This is a genomic window from Bartonella sp. SL320, assembly GCF_059687635.1.
In genome coordinates this window covers 710278-735541 of the sequence record NZ_CM185143.1, presented here as the reverse complement: position 1 = coordinate 735541, position 25264 = coordinate 710278, and the positions used below count along the sequence as shown (strand labels likewise).

The 25264-nt window shown below is 37.2% G+C and carries 21 protein-coding genes and 1 pseudogene; 14 read left to right on the top strand and 8 right to left on the bottom strand.

Going from position 1 to position 25264, the window contains the following annotated elements; translation table 11 throughout:
• Window positions 1-1945 precede the first annotated feature (1945 nt).
• From AC6ER8_RS02945 to parA, 5 genes are all read right to left on the bottom strand, one after another.
• On the bottom strand, window positions 1946-2158 hold the full coding sequence (locus AC6ER8_RS02945; protein WP_497079187.1) for an EexN family lipoprotein: 213 nt from the start codon (window positions 2156-2158) through the stop codon (window positions 1946-1948).
• Window positions 2159-2224: 66 nt separating this feature from the next.
• Complete coding sequence (locus AC6ER8_RS02940) at window positions 2225-2557, bottom strand: EexN family lipoprotein (protein WP_497079185.1); 333 nt, start codon at window positions 2555-2557, stop codon at window positions 2225-2227.
• Window positions 2558-2744: 187 nt separating this feature from the next.
• The gene (locus tag AC6ER8_RS02935; RefSeq protein WP_497079183.1) at window positions 2745-3032 is read right to left on the bottom strand and encodes an EexN family lipoprotein; all 288 of its coding nucleotides are present in this window, start codon (window positions 3030-3032) and stop codon (window positions 2745-2747) included.
• Window positions 3033-4346: 1314 nt separating this feature from the next.
• A complete protein-coding gene (locus tag AC6ER8_RS02930; RefSeq protein WP_497079181.1) occupies window positions 4347-4574 on the bottom strand; it encodes a plasmid partition protein ParG in 228 nt (75 codons plus the stop codon).
• The gene (parA, locus tag AC6ER8_RS02925; RefSeq protein WP_497079179.1) at window positions 4574-5200 is read right to left on the bottom strand and encodes a ParA family partition ATPase; all 627 of its coding nucleotides are present in this window, start codon (window positions 5198-5200) and stop codon (window positions 4574-4576) included. The genes AC6ER8_RS02930 and parA overlap by 1 nt, the downstream gene beginning before the upstream one ends.
• Window positions 5201-6448: 1248 nt before the next feature.
• Here parA and AC6ER8_RS02920 point away from each other — a divergent pair.
• On the top strand, window positions 6449-6784 hold the full coding sequence (locus AC6ER8_RS02920) for a protein tyrosine phosphatase family protein (protein WP_497079177.1): 336 nt from the start codon (window positions 6449-6451) through the stop codon (window positions 6782-6784).
• A gap of 581 nt (window positions 6785-7365) precedes the next feature.
• Here the strand turns inward: AC6ER8_RS02920 and AC6ER8_RS02915 are convergent.
• The gene (locus AC6ER8_RS02915; RefSeq protein ID WP_497079175.1) at window positions 7366-8397 is read right to left on the bottom strand and encodes a bifunctional riboflavin kinase/FAD synthetase; all 1032 of its coding nucleotides are present in this window, start codon (window positions 8395-8397) and stop codon (window positions 7366-7368) included.
• Window positions 8397-9242: a TIGR01459 family HAD-type hydrolase gene (locus AC6ER8_RS02910; RefSeq protein ID WP_497079173.1), complete on the bottom strand. Its 846-nt coding sequence runs from the start codon at window positions 9240-9242 to the stop codon at window positions 8397-8399. The genes AC6ER8_RS02915 and AC6ER8_RS02910 overlap by 1 nt, the downstream gene beginning before the upstream one ends.
• A gap of 1262 nt (window positions 9243-10504) precedes the next feature.
• On the opposite strand from AC6ER8_RS02910, the pseudogene AC6ER8_RS02905 reads away from it, so the two are divergent.
• Window positions 10505-10863, top strand: a pseudogene (locus tag AC6ER8_RS02905) (helix-turn-helix domain-containing protein).
• 644 nt (window positions 10864-11507) lie between these two features.
• Here AC6ER8_RS02905 and AC6ER8_RS02900 read toward each other — a convergent pair.
• Window positions 11508-12233, bottom strand: a complete 726-nt coding sequence (locus AC6ER8_RS02900) for a hypothetical protein (protein WP_497079171.1) — start codon at window positions 12231-12233, stop codon at window positions 11508-11510.
• 396 nt (window positions 12234-12629) lie between these two features.
• On the opposite strand from AC6ER8_RS02900, the gene AC6ER8_RS02895 reads away from it, so the two are divergent.
• The 12 genes from AC6ER8_RS02895 to AC6ER8_RS02840 all read left to right on the top strand — a co-directional run bounded on the left by AC6ER8_RS02895 (window position 12630) and on the right by AC6ER8_RS02840 (window position 25245).
• Window positions 12630-12953 (top strand): TrbC/VirB2 family protein, encoded by a 324-nt coding sequence (locus AC6ER8_RS02895; protein ID WP_497079169.1) that lies wholly within the window; start codon window positions 12630-12632, stop codon window positions 12951-12953.
• Between the two features lies 1 nt (window position 12954).
• Window positions 12955-13263, top strand: a complete 309-nt coding sequence (locus tag AC6ER8_RS02890) for a VirB3 family type IV secretion system protein (RefSeq protein ID WP_497079168.1) — start codon at window positions 12955-12957, stop codon at window positions 13261-13263.
• 22 nt (window positions 13264-13285) lie between these two features.
• The gene (locus tag AC6ER8_RS02885) at window positions 13286-15640 is read left to right on the top strand and encodes a VirB4 family type IV secretion/conjugal transfer ATPase (protein WP_497079583.1); all 2355 of its coding nucleotides are present in this window, start codon (window positions 13286-13288) and stop codon (window positions 15638-15640) included.
• Window positions 15637-16155, top strand: coding sequence for a type IV secretion system protein VirB5 (locus AC6ER8_RS02880; protein WP_497079166.1), 519 nt, complete (start codon window positions 15637-15639; stop codon window positions 16153-16155). Before AC6ER8_RS02885 ends, AC6ER8_RS02880 begins: the two co-directional genes overlap by 4 nt.
• Window positions 16142-17137 (top strand): TrbL/VirB6 family protein, encoded by a 996-nt coding sequence (locus tag AC6ER8_RS02875; RefSeq protein WP_497079164.1) that lies wholly within the window; start codon window positions 16142-16144, stop codon window positions 17135-17137. The genes AC6ER8_RS02880 and AC6ER8_RS02875 overlap by 14 nt, the downstream gene beginning before the upstream one ends.
• A 208-nt stretch (window positions 17138-17345) precedes the next feature.
• Window positions 17346-17660: a type IV secretion system protein VirB7 gene (locus AC6ER8_RS02870; protein WP_497079581.1), complete on the top strand. Its 315-nt coding sequence runs from the start codon at window positions 17346-17348 to the stop codon at window positions 17658-17660.
• Window positions 17614-18318, top strand: a complete 705-nt coding sequence (locus AC6ER8_RS02865; protein WP_497079580.1) for a VirB8 family type IV secretion system protein — start codon at window positions 17614-17616, stop codon at window positions 18316-18318. Before AC6ER8_RS02870 ends, AC6ER8_RS02865 begins: the two co-directional genes overlap by 47 nt.
• Window positions 18315-19181 carry a P-type conjugative transfer protein VirB9 gene (virB9, locus tag AC6ER8_RS02860; protein ID WP_497079162.1) on the top strand — a complete coding sequence of 289 codons (867 nt, stop codon included), beginning with the start codon at window positions 18315-18317 and terminating at the stop codon, window positions 19179-19181. Before AC6ER8_RS02865 ends, virB9 begins: the two co-directional genes overlap by 4 nt.
• Complete coding sequence (gene virB10, locus AC6ER8_RS02855) at window positions 19174-20352, top strand: type IV secretion system protein VirB10 (protein WP_497079160.1); 1179 nt, start codon at window positions 19174-19176, stop codon at window positions 20350-20352. The genes virB9 and virB10 overlap by 8 nt, the downstream gene beginning before the upstream one ends.
• Window positions 20349-21419, top strand: coding sequence for a P-type DNA transfer ATPase VirB11 (gene virB11, locus AC6ER8_RS02850; protein WP_497079158.1), 1071 nt, complete (start codon window positions 20349-20351; stop codon window positions 21417-21419). Before virB10 ends, virB11 begins: the two co-directional genes overlap by 4 nt.
• 284 nt (window positions 21420-21703) lie before the next feature.
• Entirely contained in the window at window positions 21704-23332 is a 1629-nt protein-coding gene (locus tag AC6ER8_RS02845; protein ID WP_497079156.1) for a BID domain-containing T4SS effector, read from the top strand.
• A gap of 290 nt (window positions 23333-23622) precedes the next feature.
• Window positions 23623-25245: a BID domain-containing T4SS effector gene (locus AC6ER8_RS02840; protein ID WP_497079154.1), complete on the top strand. Its 1623-nt coding sequence runs from the start codon at window positions 23623-23625 to the stop codon at window positions 25243-25245.
• Window positions 25246-25264 lie beyond the last annotated feature (19 nt).

Genomic DNA, 25264 nt, shown 5'->3' with positions numbered 1-25264 from the left:
AACTCTCTCTCCACTTCCCCCCTCATGTGATAATTTAAACGAAAAACTCAATAAACAAGCTTATCAATATTCATCCCCCCTCAAAAACACTTAAACGTCTCAAGAAAGCTTACATACCTTATACGATGCCATAAATGACAATATTTTATGGCATAACAGGATAAAAAGATTTTTCTGCCAACAAAGCCTATCCTTCCCTTTAAAAGCTTTTCTTTTTTATGCCTTACAGTCCCCCAACTTCTCAAGCCTTTATAAAAAGGAAAAATTTAAAGCTTGTCGAATAGCATATATCAACATATATTACGAACTGTAACATCTTGTTATATAGAAAGTCACCTTCCAAAGAACAGAAAGAGGTTCTTATGGCAGATCTCGTAAAAACCGCGATGCTTTATTCAACCTTGATTATCAGCATCAATGCTTTTGTTGTTATTTTAGCTCTCGTAATAGAAATATATTAAATATATTTTCTTTTTCTAATCTGCACACATGCGCCTCTTCATTTCTTATAAAATCACAAACAAAAATTTAACTTTATAGATACCCCTAATTTCAAATATCGCACGCTACTTTTTTGATGTTAATCTCTGCTTTTTTTGGCACTTTTAACCATCAGTTTCTGTCTTTTCATGCTCGCTTAAAGCTCAATCACATCTCCACCTTAAAAGACCAAGATTTCTACCAAATCCAATCTATAAATAATTTTTCTTCTTATAGGGCAGGTTTTACTTAACTTCCCCCTTCGTTAACTATCACGACTCTAAAAGATACTCTTTCATGAAACTTACGTTGCTCATTTACGCGCTTTCTTTTAAAAAGATATCTAAGCTCCCAAACACATTTCGCAATGGCAATGGTGAATGGTATAATGATAAAATCCACTGTCCCCCATCTTTACATTTATAAAGAAACAAGCCAACACCATCACAAACTTTGCCAGCTCCCATTATATACATAACCTTTTACACTTGATACGGTTCATAAAAAGGTATTTATATCCCTTTCTCGATCGTTTTTTATCCACGAGGAAGCTCTTCCGTTTTTAATGTGCAAAAGACATGGGTTTTGATTAACTCAACCGAGAACAGATTTGAAATAAGAAAATCCTACAAGCGTCAGGTGCTCATTCAACATGAAATAGTAAACACTCTTTATAAATCAAAGCATTATTCAAATAATATTTATCACACACTTGAGAATAAAGAACACCCATAAAGTTGACGCATGAACACCATACACTCTATACCACCGTTCAAAACGATCATCCTACGGTACAATTCCGATCAAAAACACCCAGAAAAAATCATGAAAATTTGGAAGAGAAAGAAATTGAAAAGTTATAGAAAGCGGTAAAATCCCTACAAATCCCAAAAAGCCATCCTTGTATAACTGGCTCACGCTCTAATTGAGGCTATAGCCTTCTCAAATAAAAAGTAGTTTTTTAAAAATAGTTTGAGAAAAACATTTGAGTATAAAACGATAATACGTCCATTCAGAATGTTTTTTTCCTCTCTTAAAACAGAGAAAAGTAAAGAAGTCTTCCTCCCTATTTTGTCGGAATTAACCACAACATTTAAAGCCGTGCTTAATGTAATAAAACATTGAGCTGTATTAAACGCGAAAAAATGCCCCAAATATAGATTTAATCTCATGCTTTGTCATGCATGCAACTAAAACATTAAAAATTAGCGCATAGTTTAAAAAAAAATGAGCAGCAATATGCGGCTGCTCATTCCAATATAACAGTACCACAATTGGAAGCACTTTTTGCTGAATAGATAACCGTATAGCATCTGCTTTCACAAAGCGTGCAAATCATTAAAGGCTAATTCTTTAAAGCCATTTAAAAGCCCCCAAAAAGTTAGAGACAAAACTCCCAAAAAACGTAATAATACCAATAATTATCCAATCCCTGATTAAGATAATAACTTCCTTCGTTCTTTAATTAATGTCCCCCAAAAAGCTCCATATCGGCTTGTATGACATTTTGACAATTCTTAGTTGAAAAAGCAGAGGCTCCCATTTTCTCGCATTTCTTTCCCCATTCTTGCATCAACTTTTTATCCTTCTTAAAATCTTCTACGCTGTAGGTTTTCTCACAACCAACAGCGACAAGCCTTGTACAAAATAATAGTGCTGTGATAACAACTAGCTTCATAGGCCCCCCTCTCCTTTTCTAATACCAACCACCACCCTCTTGCATTTCAGATTTTTCTTTTGTTTTTTATTCAGATTTTCGCTTTTCCTCTTCAGAAATCCTTTTATCTCTATCTTCCATTAGCTTTCTATTATAATCTTCTATTTGCTTTCTATTATACTCGTCTCTAAACTTACGATATTTTTCGTCTGCTTTTTTTCTACGTTCTTCAGCAAATTCACGATCAGCTAACCGCATATTCTTACAGCTTTTCGAATTACCTGTCCATCCACATTTTTCTGCATATTCTTTGAATAATTTTTCATCTTTTTTAAAATCTTCAACACTATAAGATTCTTCACAACCAGCAACAACACCCCCTACGCAAAGCAGCAATGCTATAATAATAACTTTGTTCATCAACAAACTCCGCTTTTTTCAAATTTAAAAAGTTTAAGATACAATTGAGCATCTCCTTAAAATTGCACATTCGGTTCATTGTGCATTTTCAAAAACTCTAAATCCCCTCCTCTGCACGCAATGTTTTACAATCTTTAAAATCAATAGAATGCGAAGAAAGCATCCTTTTATCGATATTGTTTATAATTTAATGATTGTCCTGCTGTTTTTCAGTTTCATTCCCATTTTTGCTATTTTCACGGAGTTTCTTTGCAAGATTTCTATAATGCTCTTGAAAAAGTTCCATATCGGCTTGCATAACATTTTGACAGTTCTTGGTTGAAAAAGCAGAGGGGCCCATTTTATCGCATTTCTTTCCCCATTTTTCCATCAACTTTTTATCCTTCTTAAAGTCTTCTACACTGTAGGTTTTCTCACAACCAACAGCGACAAGCCCTGTACAAAATAATAGTGCCGTCATAATGATCTTGTTCATGATTTTTCCCTCTCTTTGTTTAATACTTTAATTACGACGTCGTTGAATTTACAAAATTCCTTTATCGTGCTCTTATCTATCGCTTTCCTTTGACAAATACGCATACTCAACGCCACTATGTTGTATCATGAGAGCTGCTTTATGGATCACACTTGCATTTGTAATGCTATCTCAGCAGCGGCTCTTTATATTTGAACTATTGAGACTTCAGCAGCAGTTTTAATCGCTTGACATTTGCAAAAAGCTTTTTAATCATTTTTCTTCAAGCCACCATTTATCATGAAAAGCAGCACGAATATCTTATTCAAAAATTCATCATGCCTAGATCTATTGCAAATTTTCTTCAAACGAAACAAAACTCTTTTAATGATCTGATTGTGCTCTGACTTATTTTTTAATCCGCCGAGCAAGAAAAAAACTTTAAATCCCCACCTGCACTTTATAAATACCAATAGAAATTCTAAAAAAATCCTATACCCTCTAATAGCAATAAAAAAGACTATCCCCTGCTTATCATCAAGTAGCATTCAATACGCAAACTATAAAATCATATCAATGCAAGAAATACTTTTTATAGCCTGTTCAATAACTTCTGTGGTTATGCGGACATCTTATAATGCATCCATATCAATCAGCTTTATTGATTTTTACCCCCCCCTTTATAAACATGAATAGAATTTAAAAAATGGAGTACTGTGTAGCAGAAAAAAGGAAACAAGGCTACTGTTAATTGACATTATTTACCCATGTATTCAGTAAAATAAAAAAACAACTTCACATTTAAAATCATGCTCACGATAATTTTTATTGAAAGAAGAAACTGATCTATTCAGCAAAGATATTAATAACAAGGGGAATGATAATGAAATGACAAGATATTATTTCATCATAATAGAGTATTATTCAACTAGAGTGAAAAAAACTAATATCATAAGCTTCTCTCATTTTAAATCTGCTTATCTTGCATCAATCAAAATCATGCCTCTTGCACATCAAAAGTGGAGCTGGCATGTGGGTAAAAATGGGAAAAAAAGAAGAAAAGTGGCTTTTATGAATCGTCTAAATGAAAAGACTATCGCAATATTCTAAGGCTGAAAACTATAATGATAGATTATGTCTATAAGGAAAAAGTTGAAGCAGAGAATTTTTCATAAGCTCATAGCTCTTTCATGAAATGAATCTCATGAAAACAACTTAAATGAAGCAATATTGAAGAAAAAAGAAAAGCGCTTTTATCATAATTAACGCCGCGCAAAACAAACTGATATCGTCTTTTTAAAACAACAAAAATCTATTATCATCTTATATCATTTTTTATTTTCCGTATTTTTTTGCAAGCAATTCGCGCACTTCATCAGCTATTTTAGTTCCACGACTTGCACAACTGACCTTAATTAACCGATGCAAAGTTTCTGGTATATCAATTGTGAGGCGCTTCATCTCTCCACTTGTGTTTCCTTTGTGGTTTTCTACCCATGCATCAGCGGTTAAAGGAATGGATTTATTGGTTGGTTTCGTGCCAATTTTAATTTTTTTATTCATCACGCTAACTCCTTGATTTCCGCTGCAACAGCTTCAATCTCTGCTGTTGCTGGTCCTTGCTTATCAACTTCATAAACAGCCTTGCCCTGTGCTGCAGCTTCTGCAAAAATTACACGCTGTGCAACGCTAGAAGAAAGAACATGGACGGGATATATGCCAAGAGCTTCGTTCACATCTCGCCCTATCGCTGTATTGACTATTTTACGATTAATAATAAAAGCAGATTTGAGATTTTCTTTATAAACGCGTGCTTCATCAATCAATTTTACAATTCCATCAGCAGCCCAAATATCATAGGGACTAGGCAAAACCGGTATAAGCACCAAATCTGAAGCCATAAGAGCACTCCGCGCCAGATCAGTGACACGCGGAGGACCATCAATAATAATATGATCATAACTATGACCAATCTGCGCAATCTCTTTGTGAACCGTTGCACGCGGTAAACCAATAACTGAAAACAAAGGAGCCTCTTCACGTGCGGCAGCCCAATCCAATGCACTCCCCTGAGGATCAACATCTATGAGCAATACCCGTGCTCCAGTACGCGCAAAACTAGCCGCCAGATTCACGCTCAACGTGGTTTTTCCGACACCCCCTTTTTGATTCAAAAGTCCAATGATCATTCATGACGCCTTTCAGCATTATCGTTTTTACGATAATACAGAAAATAACAAAATAAGCAAGCATCCAACACATATAAAACAGCTACTTTTCTTAATTTTTACGACAAAAAAGACGCTCTTTCTTTATACTATTCTTTTAGCATGAGCCCCAAAATATTATGACGATTGTGTTCTTGAAGATAAAAAGATAAATTTAAACAAGAGCTACACTCCCTTCCCCCACCTTGAAATGAAATTTCTTAAATCCATATCAATCTAATCAATAACACTGTCTTCATAAGATCCCTTGGGCTTCGCCCTTCATGAAGACCACGGCATACGAGCTTGAGAAATAGGCTCTACGCTAAAGAAATAACAAATTACCCAAGAGAATTTACGGTTTTAAATGTTGAATGAAAGAAGAAAAATCTATAAAATTCACGCATTTCCGCACTCTTATCTTCAATCAATTAAAATCACTTATCTGCCATCACCAACAGAACTGACATATGAGACACAAAAACTGAAAAAAAGAATAAAAATACTTCTTATGAAAGGTCTTAAATGTCAAAAGAACTGTTACAATATGGGTAAGCCTTTGGATAATGATGCCGGCTTGTCTCTTTTCTTGAACCCAAAATGGGGGTGCACAATAAATTTTATACTCTTTACACATAACCAAGTGAAATGAGGTTGAGAGAAATAAGGATATCTCTGCATGTAAACAAACACTCTAATGGAATGTTCTCGTACTTCACAACAACAATGAATAAAAAGAAAACTAGGAATAATCGATGGAGAAAAAACAGGCACCGTGCTTAAGGGGAGAAACAATTTCTCATCTCTCCTTCATTTAGCATTACAACTTTAAAAGATATCTTAAGACAATATCATTTAAATAATAAAAATTGCTTATTGCCTCACGCTTTTATTGATTGCAATCTTTAAATAGGAGCATGACTCTCATGTAAAAAGACGAACGCACCAAACGAAATAGATTTGAACCAAGACAACCCTCATGGTATCCAGAGTTCTCATTCAAGTTAAGTAACACTCGATTATCATTATAAATCAATGCATTGCCCAAGATCAAATAACAAACATATTGCGCAGTAGAATATTTTGCACCTTAACAGCGCATTTTTCCAATCAGATCTTCTCGACAAAAAGGATATTTTTGTTAAGATATTCTTGAAAATCTTATCTTCATCATGTCCTTTTAGTGACTTGAGAGTATCATGAAGATAATGCGATTGGGAATAAACAAAAATGAATTTACAACAAATTGATCCTGATATTTTTATCGGTGGCCAAATTAGCATAGAAAATATCAAAACATTAGCGCAAGCTGGTTTTAAAACAATTATCTGTAACCGCCCCGATCATGAAGAGCCTCATCAGCCTGATTTTTCGAGTATTAAAGCGATGGCAAATGACTATGGCATAAAAGCTTATCACATTCCCATTTCTCCTCCGACCATAGAAAAATCAGATGTTGAAGCCATGCAAAACATTTTAAAAACAGCGTCTCTGCCTCTTCTCGCTTATTGTCATCACGGAACGCGTTCACGACATCTTTATCGTTTAGCACGTCTTGAATCATAGGTTTTACACACTTATCATACGCTCTAAAAGACAGAGATTCTTTCACCTAAACCGATCTGGAAACAATATTTGGTCAATAATCTTTGTCTTGCACCTTCCCCTTGGATTTCTCCCTTCATAGGACGACTTTATAGAACTCGATAAGCAAGTTTTTTCTTAAATAGGCACTCCACCCTTAAAGTCCTAAAAATGCATGCAAATTGATGAAGCAATAAATTTTTAAATGAAAAAGTAATCGATTTTAAATTTTGTAAAATTCTAAAGTTTAAAAACGCCAGAAATTTTAAAAACAGCCATTCTCCCACTTCTATTCTTGCCAAATGTGCCGTGTGCTTATTCATTGACTTTTCATCATGGATTTTAACGGATCAGAAAGAAACAAGCAGTAAACTTTTGATTGACAACAAATGCCATAAAATGAACTTTGAAAAAGACAATGCCTCAATCAGATCTTCAGATATTCGATTCTCCCTCTCAACAACGGGAAAAACATATACTCCATGATATTTTGGAATATCTGTTTGTGATAATCATCACTTTAAGTGCTATTTTTACAGCTCTTCTCTCTTTTTCCGATAAACTTAGAGCATATTTTTAAAATTAAGCAACTGATCCAATTTTGATACGGGTTGGGCTGTCTTTAAAATTTCCTTTGCTTTTTGTTCATCACGGTGCATTTGTGCAATCAAAGATTCAAGCCCATCAAATTTTTCTTGTCCGCGCAAAAACTGGAAAAAAGAAACGGTACAGCTTTCTCCATAAAGGTCATCGTTAAAATCAAATAAATAGGTTTCCAAAAGTGGCGCCCCATCTTTAACAACGGTTGGACGACATCCAAAGCTTGCAACCCCATCATGCAACACACCGTTAGCACGACGCAAACGTACCGCATAAACGCCATGTGCCAAACGAACTTGAGGCGCTAACATCTGATTAGCGGTAGGAAACCCCAAAAGACGTCCAAGTTTATCGCCTTGAATAATATTGGAGCATACCCGATAGTGATACCCTAACAAATAGGCCGCTTTATCCACTTTCCCTTGTGAAAGAAGTTGCCGAATAAAGCTAGAGGAAATGATCAATGGTTGTGAATCTTGAGAATAAGAAACGCATGTATGAGAAACACAAGGAACTTGCACGAAAGGAACTTGCACGACCTGAAATCCCTCTTCTTTTCCTCTTTGGCAAAGAAGATGGACATTTCCACTTTTCTGATGACCAAATTGAAAGTTTTCACCTGTTACCACAACGGAAACATCGAAAGCTTCCTTTAAAATCGACCTAATAAATTCATCCGCTGACAGAGCTGCAAATTGAGCACCAAACGGCTGTTCAATCACGCCATCAAAACCAAGGATTTTAAAAATTTCAGCTTTTTCAGCTGCCTCTGTCAAACGATAGACAGGCGCTGAGCGTTGAAAAAAACTTCTTGGATGCGGTTCAAAGGTTAAAACAACAGCGGGTTTCTTTTTTATCCGCGCAAAATCAAGAGCTTTTTGCAACACCCCCTGATGTCCACGATGAACACCATCAAAATTTCCAAGTGCCAATACGGCTCCCCGCCAAGCCGAGGGAAACATATGAGTCCCCTGAAGACGTAAAAAATTCGCCATTACTGAAGTGTCCACATGATTGCTTTTGGTTTATAACCATGACGTTCTAGAAAAGAATGCAAAGCTTGCTTATCCATCACACCATTTTGCGTATAATCATAACGATGAATCCCCCCCATAATATAAAGGGCATCAAGACCAAAATGAGCCGCCCCCTTAATATCCGTCAAAAGACCATCACCAATCGCTAAAACGTGACTTTTTTCTACTGTTCCACGTATTTCCTGAAGTTTTTCAAAAGCACACTCATAAATAGGCGCATGGGGTTTTCCAGCAATGCGCACTTCCCCACCTAATTGCTGGTAAAGACGTGCCAATGCACCAGCGCACCAAAATTCCCTATTGCCATAATGGACAATCACATCAGGATTAGCACAAATAAAAGGTAAATTCCGCGCTCTTATGCGACGAAACATCTCCTCATAAGCAGAGGGTTCTTCCTCAAAATCTTCAAGAAAACCGCTACAAACAACAACAGAAGCTTCCCATTCTTCAACAAGCTCACACGCCAACCCTTCAAACAGCACCAAATCACGTTGTGGACCAATGAAAAAAACTTTACGCGGCGCAGCACAAATCAGATCACGCGTGACATCCCCTGACGTAATAATGGCATCATAATAATCACGATGAATATTCATGCTTTGTAATTGAGCCGCAACATCTTCCCGTAGTCGAGGAGAATTGGTCAATAAAATAACCGTTTTTTCCATTTGTCGAATTTTATGCAATGCTTTCAACGCTGGTTCAAAGGCCTGCACACCGTTATGTACAACACCCCACACATCACAAAAAACAGCATCATAATGCGCTATAACAGTCTCAATATGGGTAAGTTCATTCATGGTGCACCTATCTCTATGTATCACTTAATCAAGCTGTCTTTTACTTTAAAAGTACTTACCGAAAGATAAAACTTCTGTCATCCGCTTTTTTACACCCTATCCCAACTTTGCATCGCTTATAAAGATTATAAGAAATGATAAAATAAATCCGTTATCGTTAAGCTTTGCAAAATTTTAAAACGCTTTATAGCAAAAGCTTCTCATTCCACAATGCCCATTTTCTCATCAAAACTTCAAGTCTTAACAACAACTGCATTGATTCAGTTTTTTAGCGCAAACACTCAAGTTTTTAAACTTGAGAAAATAAACGGATAAAAAACCGCCTAAAAACCGCTTTTTTCAGTATAATATCATTGATTTAAAACAATCATTTATGATTCACGCTTAATAAAAAGCCAAAATATCTTTTCTTATTTCAAACCTGTTGATATTGAATCAATCAAAATACTTCGTTTGCATATTCATAAGTGGAATGAATAATAAAAACATTTAAAGATAAAGAATAAAATATCCCTTTTTCTCAAATGCAAAAACTTTCATAACATTTTGAACAAATAAAAATTATGTGCCAGTAATATAGGCTGTCGTGCATCTTTTTTTCAGTAAAGCGAAAAATATCGTTTTTATTCTATCCATAGAAGCTTTACCTTTATACACTTCATAAAGCGTCGTTGTGAAATGAGTGCGAGCCTTGAAAAGGTCTCTTTAAAACAAGCACATGAATATACGCACACCCCAATCTATTCTGTTTCGATTGTAGTTTTGTGTGTTCATTGAGCGCGCCCCTCTTATCATACTTCTAAAGACGCGTGAAAAAAACAAACCTTTTTTATAGATCATAATCTTCGTTAAGCGCCCCCTAGAGGGCTTAATCTTAAACTCCGTGGATTTGTTTTTTCCCTTTACCAAAAGCAGGACTGATAGCATGATTTTGGCAAACAAATATGAGAAAATTTGAAAACCCCCTTCTCATTTAAAAAAAATCTATCCATTTCAAAAAAATGATTTTTATTGCCAAGCTCCTAAAATTATTTTACACATGAGGAGATGTTTTGGTCGCACACGCAACGATCAATAGGGAAAACAAGCCCGAAACCTCGATACATAAATTTATCCCGCTTTGCGGATATCCCGGAATTCCGGGAGATTTTGCTATGTCCAGGTGCGTCTTACGCACTAAAAGCAAAAAGCTGATTCGAGGTCAGTGCTTGTTACTCCCGGAATACTCGTGCGAGGGCGCTCGCAACCGGCGGGAGGAAAAAATGCAAACCAACAATCTTAAACTTGATCTTTTTGTCGGCAAAAAATTTGCTTGAAGCGAAAAATGTTGGGAATGTCTCAAAAAACATTAGGAGATGCTTTAGGGATAAGTTTTCAACAAATTCAAAAGTATGAAAACGGCTTAAATCGTGTCAGCGCAGGACGGTTAAAGGAAATTTCCGATATTTTAAATGTTCCAGTTTCCTTTTTTTATGCGGGTATCATCACAAACGAAAACGCCCCGTACCATCATGATGAAATTGCTTCAAACAAAGAAGAATATTTGCTGTTAAAAAGTTTTAGAATTCTCACCACGGTAAAACAGAAAGCCATTTTAAAACTCATTTCTGATCAAAATTAAAATGTTTTAAATGATCTCTATCCTTTAATCTGCTTTCTATTCTAAGAACAAAGCCCAGCAATTTATAAACAACGCGTTTTTTTTACAGATTCTACTTGATTGGCTTCTTGACGATAGGAAACATGACTTTCTCTTCATAAGCCTTCATGCCGCTTCATCAATATTTCTCTGAAAATATCTCAAAAAACATCATGGCGAGCGCACACTCATTGAGTCCTAATGAAAACAATTCATGATACAAGCCTTAAAATATTGAGCGACACATCTTTTGATTGTTTCAAATTTGAAAAAGTTCTGTCCTCTTAACCTATTCTCGTGTTTAAAAGCACCAGCTTACAATCTAGTATCTTGTCTAACAATTCCACTTGGGGCAAACACTTCTAGACCTCAAAGGATAATATTCCATGAGGTTTTACGAGCAAGAAAAGCCTAAAAAGTTAACTTCCAGTGCTCCTTTAAGCGTAAAAACTCTTAAACTCAATCCAATCTGTAAATAATGCAACAATCCAGCTTTTTAAGTGAGCCCATTGATTTATTCACATCACCAATCTCAAAGAACAGCATTTTATGAGACTTATAAGTAAATTTTGTCCCGATCTCACTCACTTTTGCAATAAACCATCAAGGAGAATTAATGATACCAATCACGGATTTGCAAACGGGTTGTAAGAGCCATTATCGCGCCGCCACTTGAAAGGTTCAGTAAAATCACTTGACCAAAGACCAATCTTATTGTCACGCGCTTTTTCTTCTGCATGATGATACTGTGTTGGAATAGGATTTTTACCCTCCGTTGAAAGCACCAACATACCTTCGCTAAGACCGACCTCGGCTAAATCCCCCCCCTGAACAAAACACTGCGCATAATAAACACCATTGTGCATAAAAGCCTGCTTACAGGATACATCCTGATCAAGTGTTTTGGTAACAAGCCAAGCCATTGTAACCACACCACAGGGCCATTCTTGATCCTTTAATTTTGCTTTTTGACGAGGTGAACATGTGTCTACGCCATAAAGATGAATATCACGGGTCGTATGGGATCGCCAAGATTGTGCGGCAGGTGTAAGTAATTTAAATGTGACCCCACTGGTAACAGATGCCCGACCATGAAAAACAACAGCATGATTGACCCTATCGTTTGATACAATACTCTTTTGCAGATTGGGTGCTGGTTCATTTTCTTCGAATGGCTTCTTGGAGATCAATTGCCTTAATTTTTTTTCTTCCTTGTAGAGATCAACAACATCTTGGATATCTTGTGTCTTAAATGTTTTAAAAACGCTGAAATCTATTTTATCTTTGTACTGGATTAATCCCCAAACTATGGAACCCATAATGTAAATAATAACAATCAGTTTAAATAGCATCTCTTGACATACTCGCTCAAAAAATTCATTATTTTTCTCTCCTTTCACATGATATTATCAGTAATACCCTTGTTTTTAAAGAAAAAAATCAAGATATCTGTGTTGCATATTAACTACATTTTGTAAAGAATAATATTCTTTCTTGCCTTGTTTTAATATTGTTGTCTTGATCAACAAACACAACTTAAAATTGCCATTTTCATATAACACAATCTCAATTTGAAAAGACTGCTGTCTCTTAAAGAAGAGTTTGAGAGTGAGAAGATCAACGATCAAAACTTTTAGAACAAAAAATGCGGCGTTTAGGCTGTCATAAAAAATGACAGAATTCTCCAAGTGCTAGAGACAATGGAATGTCAACATATGAACGAATATTGTTTGTTAAAGAGAGGTAAAATGACAGATAATAGATTCCAGAACATCATTTTTATCGTAACCATGCTGTTTTTTACAGCAGTGTGTGTGTCCGATCTATCTTATGCTGCTTCTACTACTAGTGGAGGGGGATTTGGAAATCTTGATGGTGTTTTAGACAACATTGTTACAATGATGACGGGTTCAACAGCAAAGCTCATTGCTATTATATGCGTTGCCGCGGTGGGTATTGGTTGGATGTACGGTTTTATTGATTTACGCAAAGCAGCTTACTGTATTATTGGTATTGGTATTGTTTTTGGAGCTCCCGCTCTCGTCGGCAAATTAGTGGGTACAACGACATAAAATGAACGAAGATACCCTTTTCCTTGCCTGTACACGACCTGCCATGTTTGCCGGTGTTACAATGGAAGCGATGGCACTTAATGTCATGGCGACCTCCATTCTCTTTATTTTGACCAGTGGTTTTACCATGATTGGTTTAGGCATCGGGATGCACTTTATTTTGCGTGAAGTGACAAAATATGACCACAACCAATTTCGCGTATTATTTGCCTGGCTCAATACAAGAGGAAAGCAAAAAAATCTCAGCCGATGGGGAGGGGGATCGACTTCCCCCTTACGTCTTATCCGCACTTATAAGGAACTAAGCTGAAGGAATAAAACCGGTGAAACAGATAACAATGATGAAACGGGAAACTTTGCCTGAAGAATATATTCCCTATATCCGCCATATCAACCAGCATGTTATTGCGTTAAATTCACGCTGTTTAATGGTTGTTATGGCTGTTGAAGGTGTCAATTTTGACACAGCAGATATTGATCAACTCAATTCTTTACACAACCAATTAAACACTCTTTTGAAAAATATCGCAGATGAACGGGTTGCTTTATATTCTCACATCATTCGCCGCCGTGAAACAATTTATCCAGAAGGACATTTTCTTTCCTCTTTTGCCACAACATTAGATGAAAAATACAAAAAGAAAATGGTTTCGCAAGAGCTGTATCGAAATGATCTATTTATTTCACTGCTTTGGAATCCAGCAATGGATAAAACAGAACAATTGGCTTCATTTTTTCAACGCTTAAGCAAAGCAAAAAAAACACAATCTGAACCTGACGCAGAAGCTATTCGTAAACTCGAAGAATTAAGCCAAGATCTCATGCAAGGTTTAGAAGAATATGAAGTTCGTCTCCTATCAATTTATGAACATAAAGGGATTTTATTTTCAGAGCAAAGTGAATTTCTCCATCAGCTGGTGGGTGGAAGACGTGAACGTATTCCTCTTACATTTGGCACCATTGCCTCAACAATTTACTCAGATCGAGTTATTTTTGGCAAAGAAATTATCGAAATTCGCCATGAGAGCAATGAACGCTTTGTCGGTATGTTTGGATGGAAAGAATACCCTTCTAAAACCCGCCCAGGAATGACTGATGGTTTGCTTACAGTACCCTTTGAATTCATCTTAACGCAATCCTTTGTTTTTAAAAGTAAAGCAGCCGCCAGTGCAATTATGAGCCGCAAGCAAAATCAAATGATTAATTCAGCCGACCGTGCGAGCTCACAAATTGATGCGCTGGATGAAGCCCTAGATGATTTAGAGTCAAACCGTTTTGTTTTAGGTGAACATCACATCTCTCTAGCCGTTTTTGCGGATCATCCCAAAATATTGACTGAGAACTTATCAAAAGCCCGTTCTCATTTAACCAATGGGGGCGCTGTCATTGCCAGAGAAGATTTAGGACTAGAAGCCGCATGGTGGGCGCAATTACCTGGAAACTTTAGCTATCGTGCACGTTCAGGCGCCATTACCAGCAGAAATTTTGCCGCTTTATCGCCTTTCCATTCTTTCCCCGTTGGCAAACTGAACGATAATGTTTGGGGAGCAGCTGTCGCATTACTAAAAACACAAGCCGGTTCACCTTACTATTTTAATTTTCATTATGGTGATCTTGGAAACACTTTTGTTTGTGGTCCATCAGGATCTGGTAAAACGGTGATTGTTAATTTTCTGCTTGCACAATTACAAAAACACAATCCAACCATGGTTTTTTTTGACAAAGATCAAGGAGCAGAGATTTTTGTACGGGCTGGAGGTGGAAAATATAAACCTTTAAAAAATGGACAACCCACCGGTATTGCTCCCTTAAAGGGCATGGAATACAACGAAAAAAATAAAATTTTTCTTCGTAATTGGATCTTAAAGCTCGTAACGAGTGAAGGACAAACTGTGACCGAAGAAGAGCGACAAGATATCGCCAACGCCATCGATTCCTTGGAAAACTTACCTCCAACACAACGCTCTCTTGGTGCCCTTCAACTGTTTTTTGATAACACCTCCAAAGAAGGGATTGCCATACGGCTACAACGCTGGATTAGAGGCAATGATTTGGGATGGGTTTTTGATAATGACCAAGATGATCTCAATTTAAATGCACAATTTATTGGCTATGACATGACTGATTTCTTAGACAATGAAGAAATTCGGCGCCCCTTGATGATGTATCTCTTTCACCGCATTCTTGATCTGATTGATGGACGGCGCATTATTATTGTCGTTGATGAATTCTGGAAAGCATTAGAAGACGATTCCTTCAAAGCTTTTGCGCAAGATCGGCTCAAAACAATCCGTAAACAGAATGGCATGATGCTCTTTGCAACACAAAGCCCCAAAGACGCTTTGAACTCCACAATTGCACATACAATTATTGAGCAATGCCCTACCCAAATATTTTTTCCCAATCAAAAAGCAAATTACCATGATTATGTCGAAGCTTTCAAACTCACTGAGCGTGAATTTGAACTGATACAGTCGGAATTAAGCAGAGAATCCCGTCGTTTTCTCGTCAAACAAGGACAAAGTTCCGTCGTTGCAGAACTTAATTTGCGTGGAATGAACGATGAGATCGCCGTCTTAAGCGGCACAACAAAAAATATTGAACTCATGAATGAAATTATCAGCGAATATGGCGCAGACCCTGAAAAATGGCTGCCCATATTTTATCAAAGGAGAACAAACCAATGAAAAAATATAGCTTAGTGGCACTGTTATCTTTTTCTTTTATTTCACCTGCGCTATCACAAACGACACCTGATGTGGATGACTATTATAAACAAGCACTCGACACCACACAAAAACTTGATGCTGCAAAATCAGAAACTGCTGAAAGCATTTATAAGACTGCAGTTGAAACTTCAAAAAAAATCAAAGAGATAAGTGATAAACTTGAAAACGTTAAATCACAAATAAGTGCACTAACAGGCACGACAAAAAAAACTACCCCTGAAGAATTGGAGAAACTTCGAGCCGTTCAGCAAGAACTTCAAGTAGAAGCTTCTCTTCTTCAAGCCGGCCTTCAAGCAAATGTTTTAAAACTCCAAGCTCTTGATATGATTCAAGCCAGAGATACAAAACCAAGAGAAGAAATACGTGAAGAAAAGGAGCAAGAAAATCGTAAACACCTCCAAGCACAATTAAAGGAAGAAGAACAAAAACTCAAAGAAAAACTTGAGAGTGCTGGCGCAGATGTCAAACTATAATTTCCCTACATTTGATAAGTTTTCTCCCTTTGCAAGCATTTCTGGGTATATTTTAAAACCCCTCGACAATGTGATGAATACAACGGTGAGTGGGTTATCTTCTGCTATTTCAGCGCCCTTAAATCTTGCTGCCATCATTTTTATCTTTCTTTATGGCTATAATGTTATGACAGGTCGCGTTGCGCTTTCCATGCACAGTCTTCTCAATAATGTTGTTAAAATTGTTATTGTAACAACAATGGCAACGAATGCAGAGACATTTAACACGTATGTCAAAGATATTTTCTTTAATGATTTGTCCAACGCCATTGGGAATGCGTTGAACAGCAATCCTGCAAACTCCAATGTTTTTGATTATATTTTGTTGAAGGCAAGTCACCGTTATCAAGAAGTCTTACAAAAAGCTTGGTTTTTTGAAAAGATTGTTGTGGGCTTTCTTGGTTCTATCATGCTTCTCGGTGTCATTCTCTTTTGTATAGGTGGCTTTATTGTGCAAATGTTTGCACAAGTTGCGCTGGTTATGATTATAGGTCTTGGACCTCTGTTCATTAGTTTATATTTATTCAATGCAACGCGAAAATATACCGATGCATGGATCACAACTTTGGTCAATTTTACTATTTTACAAGTTCTTGTGATCATGCTTGGAACCATTATATGTCAAGTTATTCTACAGGTTCTCAACGTTTCCTATGAATCAATCTACGTTTTATTCCCTCCTGTCATCGTCATTTCGATCATAGGGGTTATTATCTTCCGTGCGCTTCCTGGTATTGCTACAGCACTCGCCTCTGGTGGACCATACTTTAGCGCTGGTGTCTCTTCAGGCGGACAAATTTTCACAATGCTTGCCAATAGTGCAAGAGCAAGTGGTAATGCCGTAAAAAGTGCCGCTTTACAAATCTCAGGGGCTGCCGGTAATGCTGCTAAAGGCGCGGCAGCAAAAGCAGGAAGATATGGAGGTGGTCGTGGTCGATTTTAAGACAAAGCACCTCAAAAGCAGCAGAATTTTTGTTTTTGCCTTGCGTGCGCTAACAGGCGCATGCACCATAATCTTGTTCTGTGTAAGGCCCAACATCTTGGGTCTTACAACAAAACCAATCATAATCTTGCATCCCATAAACTTGTAAAAATATTCAAAATAAAAGGCTCTCATGCATTGTATTCCAAGATATTTGTGCGTTCAAAAAATCAAACGAAATATAACTTTTGTTATGATCCTAACAATCGCGCTTGCCGGCTGTGCTTCTTTGAGTGGGCCGAAAAAACCACCACGCTGTAATGGCAAACAGACACGTGCTCTCAATAAAGATAAGTGGAATTGGGACAATAAAAACATTGCCTTTCCAGAAAAGACTGTGAAGTCTGTCACCACCCCTATTATTCTCAATACTTTGGAAAGTGAAAAAGCAACAGCCAACTTAGCAATTCATCCAGCTTTATTAAAGCCGGTCATTCCTGAAGCACAATCTGATAAAACTGTGGAGGTTACGCGTGAAAAGTGATGCCCTTGAAGAATATATAAAAGAAGCACGCTCATTTGATATTGATCGCATGCATAGCATGCGCGTGCGGATGAAAATTTCCATGGCTTTAACAGTACTTTTGGGATTGATGACAATTGCGCTTGCTTTAGCTGTCGCAGCTTTAACACCCTTGAAAACTGTAGAACCTTTTGTTATCCGCGTTGATAACTCAACCGGCATCATTGAGACTGTAAGCGCCCTAAAAGATTCCCCTAACGACTATGATGAAGCAATAACCCGTTATTTTGCCAGCCAATATGTTCGTGCCCGTGAAGGTTTTCAAGCATCAGAAGCAGAAAATAATTTTCGCTTGATCTCTCTTTTATCTTCTCCAAAGGAACAAAACCGTTTTGCGAAATGGTACGCAGGCAATAATCCAGAAAGTCCGCAAAATATTTATCATAACATGATTGCGACAGTCACAATAAAATCAATCTCTTTTATAAGCAAAGATCTTATCCAAGTTCGTTACTATAAAACGGTCAGAGATTTTAATGAAAAAGAAAATATTTCCCATTGGATCTCCCTCTTAAATTTTTCTTACGTGAACGCACACATTTCAACGTCTGATCGTCTCATCAATCCACTTGGTTTTCAAGTGTCGGAATATAGATCTGATCCAGAGGTGATAAAATGATCAGACTTTTACAAATAATATTTTTAATTTTTACGATCACGCTCAGCTTTCACACAGTCTTCACATTCGCGGAAACAGCACCTGTTAGTGCACGCAAAGATAACCGTATCAGATTTGTCAATTATGACCCCTACAACGTCGTACAAATCATTGGCTCCATTCGCTCTTCGGTTCAACTTGAATTTGCTGATGATGAAGAAGTAACTTATGTAGGCATTGGAAACTCTGTTGCTTGGCAAGTGGCTCCAGCTGGACACTTTCTTTTTCTAAAACCACGTGAAGTACAGCCTGTAACCAATTTACAAATCGTCACAAGCCGCCAAGATGGGACACAACGCTCTTATCAATTTGAGTTGCAAGTACGTGAAGGTGATGTTTCTGCTGGCAATGAGACTTATTTCTTGGTAAAATTTCGTTATCCAGAAGATGAAGCTTTACGCAAAAAATTAGTCGAAGCCGAAAAAGCCAAACAACGTGAAGAAAACTTTGTCAATGATATTTTAAATATCCATGAAGATTTTGGACCACGCAATTGGGCTTATGAAGCCCAAGGCTCATCCCTCATTGAACCTGCTTCTGTCTATGATAATGGGAAAACCACCACTTTTACTTTTTTAGGTAATCTTGAAATCCCTGCCATTTACCTTGTATCGCCTGATGGGCAAGAATCCCTTATTCCCAAATCGATTAAAGGCAACAAGGTCATTGTTCATGCAACAGCGGCACAATTCACGCTACGGCGTGGGAATGAAGTATTATGCATCTTTAATAGAAGGTTTGTTCCAGAAGGAATTAACCCCGAAACAGGGACGACATCACCATCTGTACAACGTAAAGTGAACATAGGAAGCAGCCATGAATAACACCGTGGATGAAAAAAACATTAATGATCGCGATACCATCAAAAATGCTCAAGGAAAAAATCAACAGAGCAATGTAGGAAAAGCAATTGCTCTTATTATTCTTTTCAGTGTCTGTTTTTATTTAGCTTATTCAACACTTGTCACAGACAAAAAACAACCGATAGAGAAAAAACAACCAATTGAATCTTTAAAAGAAGGAAAAGTTATCAAACAAACAGAGCTTTTCCGCCCTGCAAAGCCTGCCCCTCCCTCCCCTGAACAGCCTCACCGCAATAAGGCTCTGTTACCCAAAGTCGAGCTACCAGTACCTAACATCAAACAATTAAACTCTGATGATCCCCTGTTGGAAGCAGCACGACGTTCTCCTGTATTAGCTTATGCAAATGCACAGCAAGGCAAAACAGATGCACAAAGCAATGAGGGGACTTTGCCTTACCAACTGGAAAACAATCCTGATGAAACAACACAACGCTTTAATCATCTTCTCAAACCTACAGTGCTTGAAGGCATTCGTGCTTCAACCCTTGGCAATCGAAATTATATTATCACGATGGGAACATCTATCCCTTGTATCTTAGAAACAGCCATCAACAGTGATCAACAAGGTTTTGCCAGTTGTATTGTCTCCAGAGATATTTTATCCGACAATGGTCGTGTTGTTCTTCTTGATAAAGGCACCCAAATTGTTGGTGAATATCGCGGCGGATTAAAAAAAGGTCAAACCCGTCTCTTTGTGCTATGGAACAGAGCCAAAACGCCCAATGGGGTCATTATATCCTTAGCGTCACCGGCAACAGACAGTTTAGGACGTTCTGGTATTGACGGTGATATTGATAATCATTGGTTAGAGAGGATCGGCTCTGCCCTTCTTGTATCCTTGATAAAAGACGCAACAAGCTATGCCAATAAACATTTAGCAAAAAAACAAGATAAAGAAGAAAATGAAACGCTCTCTTCAGGACAAAACATTGCCAATATTCTTGTCGAAAATTACGCTAATATTCCCCCAACCCTATCCAAAAATCAAGGGGAAATGGTCAACGTTTTTGTTGCTCGCGATTTAGATTTTTCCAGCGTTTATAAATTAAAAGTCACCGAAAATAAAAAACAGATTATCAATCGAGCTGTTTCAAGAAACTTTTACAAAAATTCTGCGATACCTTTAGAATGAATCAATCCTTACACACCATGAGCGATGAAGCTGTTGCTATTGTTCTTACAAAACTTGAACCGATCAGTGCTTTTTTGAAAGATGAGAGTCTTTTTGAAATTGTTATCAATCGTCCCTATCAAGTAATGACGGAAGGGAGGGAAGGATGGAAAACAATAGAAGCACCGGCCCTGTCTTTTAATGAGCTTATGGGTATTGCGAAAGTTGTCGCGTCCTATTCCAAGCAAAATATATCAGACAAGAACCCAATATTATCCGCCACCCTACCAGGTAATGAGCGCATTCAAATTGTCATTCCACCAGCTGTCGAAAAAAATACGATTAGCATGACCATTCGTAAACCCTCATCACAAAGTTTTTCTCTCGAAGAGCTTGCCAATAAAGGTCTTTTCTCGCACTGTGAGCAGATCTCTTTCACGCCATTGAATGATTATCCTTCTCGTTTTAACGAACTCAAAATCATCGAACATGACTTAGCCAATGCTTATTGTAATAAAGACTTTGTTTCCTTTTTAAATCAAGCTGTCAAATGCCAAAAAAATATTTTGATTGCGGGAAAAACCGGTTCGGGAAAAACAACATTATCAAAAGCATTGATCGCTAAAATTCCTCAAGATGAACGTATTATCACCATTGAAGACACACAAGAATTGGTGATCCCGCATCCAAACCATGTTTCGATGGTTTATTCAAAAGATGGACAAGGCTTAGCCTCCGTTGGCCCTAAAGAATTGCTTGAATCATCTTTACGGATGCGTCCTGACCGTATTCTTTTGCAAGAGCTTCGAGATGGTACAGCCTTTTATTATATCCGCAATGTTAATTCAGGACATCCAGGTTCCATTACGACGGTTCATGCCTCAACAGCCCTTGCTGCCTTTGAGCAAATGACCCTTTTGGTCAAAGAAAGTGATGGGGGGAGTGATTTAGAGCGTGATGATATTCGAGGACTGTTGATTTCAATGATTGATATCATTATCCAATGCAAACGGATTGAAGGCAAATTTAAGGTCACAGAAATTTATTATGATCCCTTCAAACAACGAAATATCTTTGGTGGGAACTAAAAACAGGTCACTCTTTTTAAAAAAGGCTTTTTCAAGACGATTGTTGAAAAGCAGAAAATAAAGAATAAATGCTAACAAAGATAACAGAAAATCTTTTATCAATGATAGCAGGAGAATTAAAACAGCGCCATGAAACCGTTAGCTCCATCATCCCCTCTCATAAGATAGCCGAAAAACACTTCATTTCAAAGCGCTTAAAATTTTAGAAGAATACGCAAGAAGGAATATCTCACTGGAAGAATTGAACATGCTCATGGACAGCACAATATTATAAGGAGGCCACGATGCCAAAAGCAAAAGCAAAAACAAAAGGAATCCCTTCTCCTTATAATTATCTCTATCCTGATAGCAAGGTCTTTAAAAACCAATATGAAACAACAGATGTAAAGCTTTTTTTAGAAAAATGTTCGCATGATACAGCACAGAGTATAAAAAATCTTCGTGAAGAAGAGCTGCCAGAATGCTTTGATAGTGCTTATCTATGCCATATCCATTACCATTTATTTAAGAATACATTTGAATGGGCAGGACAAATCCGCACGATCCCTTTCACATTTGCAGATGGCACTGTTGCCGAGATGCCCTTCATGAAAAGAGCGGAATGGGATAATAATTTGGCAAGTGTTCATGAAATCCACGAAGGCTTGGAAAAATTCGATAAAACACTTGCTGAAAAAAATAATTTGAAAGGCTTAACGCGCACAGAGTTTATTTCTGAAGCTGTAAAATTGTTTATCTCTCTCAAACATATACATCCATTCATAGATGGCAATGAACACACAGAACTATTATTTTTTGAAAAACTTGCTCAAGCTGCAGGCCATCGACTTGACTTTTCACTCGCAACAAAAGAACGTATGACGACAGCCTGCATTCAAGCAATGCAATACGGCAATACACAACTGATAACAGATCTTTTTGAAGATATCTCTCATCCAGAAAAAATATGTGCTTTACAAGAATTCATGGATAACATGAAAGAGCTTGGGCTCAATGTTAATGATCGCCTTGTTATGACTGCAAAAGAAGGTGAAGCGTATGCAGGGATCTATAGAGGAGCTCATTTAAATGGCTTTGTGCTCGATGTGCAAGGCGTTTATATCATCGGCAATAAAGAACATCTTACACCAGAACAACTGAAAACATTAAAGCTTGGCGATAAATTTACCTTTAAAACCCCACAAGTGCAAGAACTTGAAAACACACTCATCCCCCAAAAAGCATTAGCACCTTTAACAGAAAGTGAATTTTCCAAAATGGTTGCGGAAAGTACCCGTGTCCAAACAGCGCAAGAGCAAATTCAAAAATTGTCAAAAATTGTTTATGGAAACTCAAATACTTTAAACAAACAGGTAGAAGCAATTATTAAAAATCCAGAATTAGGTCAACAGCTTGCTGATCAGATTGCACATTCTCCTCGTTTTATTGCTCATCTTGCAGGTGTCGATTTTCTTTGTTTTAAAAGTCAAACACGCGCAAATGCTGAAAATACTCTTGATCTTCTTTGTGAAGCGGTGACAAATTTTACCCATTCTGTAAAATATATGTATTATTCAATCGGCCAAGAATATAAAATCGAACAACAACGTTGTGGAACAGCAGTAGAGAAGCCGAGTCAAAATTTGCAAAATCTCTTTTGCTTATCACCAGAAAAACAAAGTGAAATCTTGTCTCAATCTCCTCTGTTGCACAAAGAGCTCCGCGCTTTTGTATGCCAATTAGAATATCGTCTCTCATCACAAGAGTTTAATGCAATCAAAAAAAATGACTATGAAGCACTTGCTAAAAGTATTGGTGTATCAGAACAGAAAGCACAAGAAATTACCAGCATTGTTCAAAAGTCCCAAGACGCACATCGGCAAACCTACACACGCACACTAAATTGCTCAAAAGCACTCGCCATAGCCAACTAAATATACATATTCTTGCACGCTTCATTTAAAAGTAAAAGCAGAATCCTTTGCACTCATGGTGCTCATAAAAACAAACAGAAAATTCAAAAGATGCATTTTATAACATGCCGTAATAAAGGAGAAAATATAAGACACAAATGCAATATAAAAATACTCTAGAGACGTTGATATTGCTGTAAATGATTACAAATTTAAAGAAAACATATTCTATCTAAAATACTTTGTATTTCAAAATAACATGCAAAAAAACTTAATATTCTTATGAAAAATTATATGATAAGGAAAAAACGATGCCTAAAGCCAAAGCAAAAACCAAACATATAGACTACCCTTCTCCCCATAATTATCTTTATCCTGGCACTCAAATACTCAAAAATAAATATGGAGAAACAGATTTAGATCTCTTTCGGGAAAAATGTTCGCATGATATAGGAGAAGGATTAAAAAGTCTGCGTAAAGAATCTATTCCAGAACATTTTAGTTGCCATTATCTATGCTATATCCATCGTCAGTTATTTAAAAACACATTTGAATGGTCTGGAAAAATCCGCTCTGTTCCCTTCACATTTTCAGACGAAAGTATTGCTTTCATGCCATTAATGCAAAGGGCAGAATGGAGCGGTGCCTTTGCAAACGATGAGGAAATCCAGGAATCTTTACAAAGATTCGACAAAACACTTACCGAAAAAGATTATTTAAGAGGCTTAACACGCGAAAATTTTATTTCAGAAGCACTCCCACTCTTTGTCTCTCTTAAAAATCTACACCCATTCGTAGATGGCAATGAACACACAATACAATTCTTTTTTGAACAGCTCGCTAAAAAAGCAGGCCATCAACTTGATTTTTCACTTGCCACACAAACACGCATAATGGCAGCCTACGAAGCAGTACACCATGGCAATATAGAACCGATGCAAAATCTTTTTGAAGATATCTCTCATCCAGAAAAAATATGTCTTTTACAGGAGTTCATGAACAACACAAAAGCTCTTGGGCGCGATGTTAATCATCGTCTTGTTATAGCTGCAAAAGAAGATGAAACCTACACAGGGATTTATAAAGGTTCTATGTTAAAGGGCTTTATGCTCGATGTAGAAGGGACTTACATCATCGGCAACAAAGCAGATCTTACACCAGAACAACTCAAAACATTAACACCTGGTGAAAAATTGACCTTTAAAGTCCCTAAAGTCGACAACATTCTCATTCCAGGAGAAAGTTTAGCCCCTTTGACAAAAAATGAACTCGCCGAAATGGTTGCAGAAGATGCTTGTGTCCAAACAGCGCGAAACCAAATTCAAGAGTTGGCAAAAATTGTTTATGGTAATAAAAAAACATTAGACGATCAGATGGTCGCAATGATTAAAAATCCAAGCTTAGGCCAACAGCTCGCTGAACGGATTGAAAAGACACCAAACTCTATTGCGCATCTTGCAGGTTTGAGTTTATGTGGACTACAAAATCAGACACGTACAAACGCTAAAAATCATGTTGAGATGCTCTGTACTGCCGTTGCAAATTTTACGCATGCCGTACAACATGCTAAAAAAGAAATTATTCAAGAACATGCAACAGAACAAAATCGCCGTGCACAAAAAATAGACATGCCAAGTCAAAGCTTGCAGGATCTCTTCATCTTGCCCAAAGAAGTTCAGCAGCAAGCTTTAGCGAAAAATCCTGGACTTCAACAAGAGCTGACCAACTTTGTCAAAAGCATCAATCATCGTCTCTCAGAAACTGACCATAAAGCTGTCAAAAATAATGAGTATGAGATATTAGCTCAAAGCATTGGTGTATCAGAAAATAAAGCCAGACAAATTACACAAATCGTTAAGCAAGCCAAAGAAGTACACCAGCAAGCCTGCACACGCACCGTCAACCGTTCAAATGTGCTCGCTATGGCCAGCTAAGAATAAATAAAATCTTCTT

Coding starts and splice junctions, on each gene's coding strand:
- AC6ER8_RS02940 (WP_497079185.1), bottom strand. CDS start 2,557: ATGAACAAAGTTATTATTATAGCATTGCTGCTTTGCGTAGGGGGTGTT.
- AC6ER8_RS02900 (WP_497079171.1), bottom strand. CDS start 12,233: ATGCTATTTAAACTGATTGTTATTATTTACATTATGGGTTCCATAGTT.
- AC6ER8_RS02890 (WP_497079168.1), top strand. CDS start 12,955: ATGAACGAAGATACCCTTTTCCTTGCCTGTACACGACCTGCCATGTTT.
- virB9 (WP_497079162.1), top strand. CDS start 18,315: ATGATCAGACTTTTACAAATAATATTTTTAATTTTTACGATCACGCTC.
- AC6ER8_RS02875 (WP_497079164.1), top strand. CDS start 16,142: ATGTCAAACTATAATTTCCCTACATTTGATAAGTTTTCTCCCTTTGCA.
- AC6ER8_RS02915 (WP_497079175.1), bottom strand. CDS start 8,397: ATGGCGAATTTTTTACGTCTTCAGGGGACTCATATGTTTCCCTCGGCT.
- AC6ER8_RS02910 (WP_497079173.1), bottom strand. CDS start 9,242: ATGAATGAACTTACCCATATTGAGACTGTTATAGCGCATTATGATGCT.
- AC6ER8_RS02840 (WP_497079154.1), top strand. CDS start 23,623: ATGCCTAAAGCCAAAGCAAAAACCAAACATATAGACTACCCTTCTCCC.
- AC6ER8_RS02920 (WP_497079177.1), top strand. CDS start 6,449: ATGAATTTACAACAAATTGATCCTGATATTTTTATCGGTGGCCAAATT.
- AC6ER8_RS02935 (WP_497079183.1), bottom strand. CDS start 3,032: ATGAACAAGATCATTATGACGGCACTATTATTTTGTACAGGGCTTGTC.
- parA (WP_497079179.1), bottom strand. CDS start 5,200: ATGATCATTGGACTTTTGAATCAAAAAGGGGGTGTCGGAAAAACCACG.
- AC6ER8_RS02895 (WP_497079169.1), top strand. CDS start 12,630: ATGACAGATAATAGATTCCAGAACATCATTTTTATCGTAACCATGCTG.
- AC6ER8_RS02880 (WP_497079166.1), top strand. CDS start 15,637: ATGAAAAAATATAGCTTAGTGGCACTGTTATCTTTTTCTTTTATTTCA.
- AC6ER8_RS02930 (WP_497079181.1), bottom strand. CDS start 4,574: ATGAATAAAAAAATTAAAATTGGCACGAAACCAACCAATAAATCCATT.
- AC6ER8_RS02945 (WP_497079187.1), bottom strand. CDS start 2,158: ATGAAGCTAGTTGTTATCACAGCACTATTATTTTGTACAAGGCTTGTC.
- virB11 (WP_497079158.1), top strand. CDS start 20,349: ATGAATCAATCCTTACACACCATGAGCGATGAAGCTGTTGCTATTGTT.
- virB10 (WP_497079160.1), top strand. CDS start 19,174: ATGAATAACACCGTGGATGAAAAAAACATTAATGATCGCGATACCATC.
- AC6ER8_RS02845 (WP_497079156.1), top strand. CDS start 21,704: ATGCCAAAAGCAAAAGCAAAAACAAAAGGAATCCCTTCTCCTTATAAT.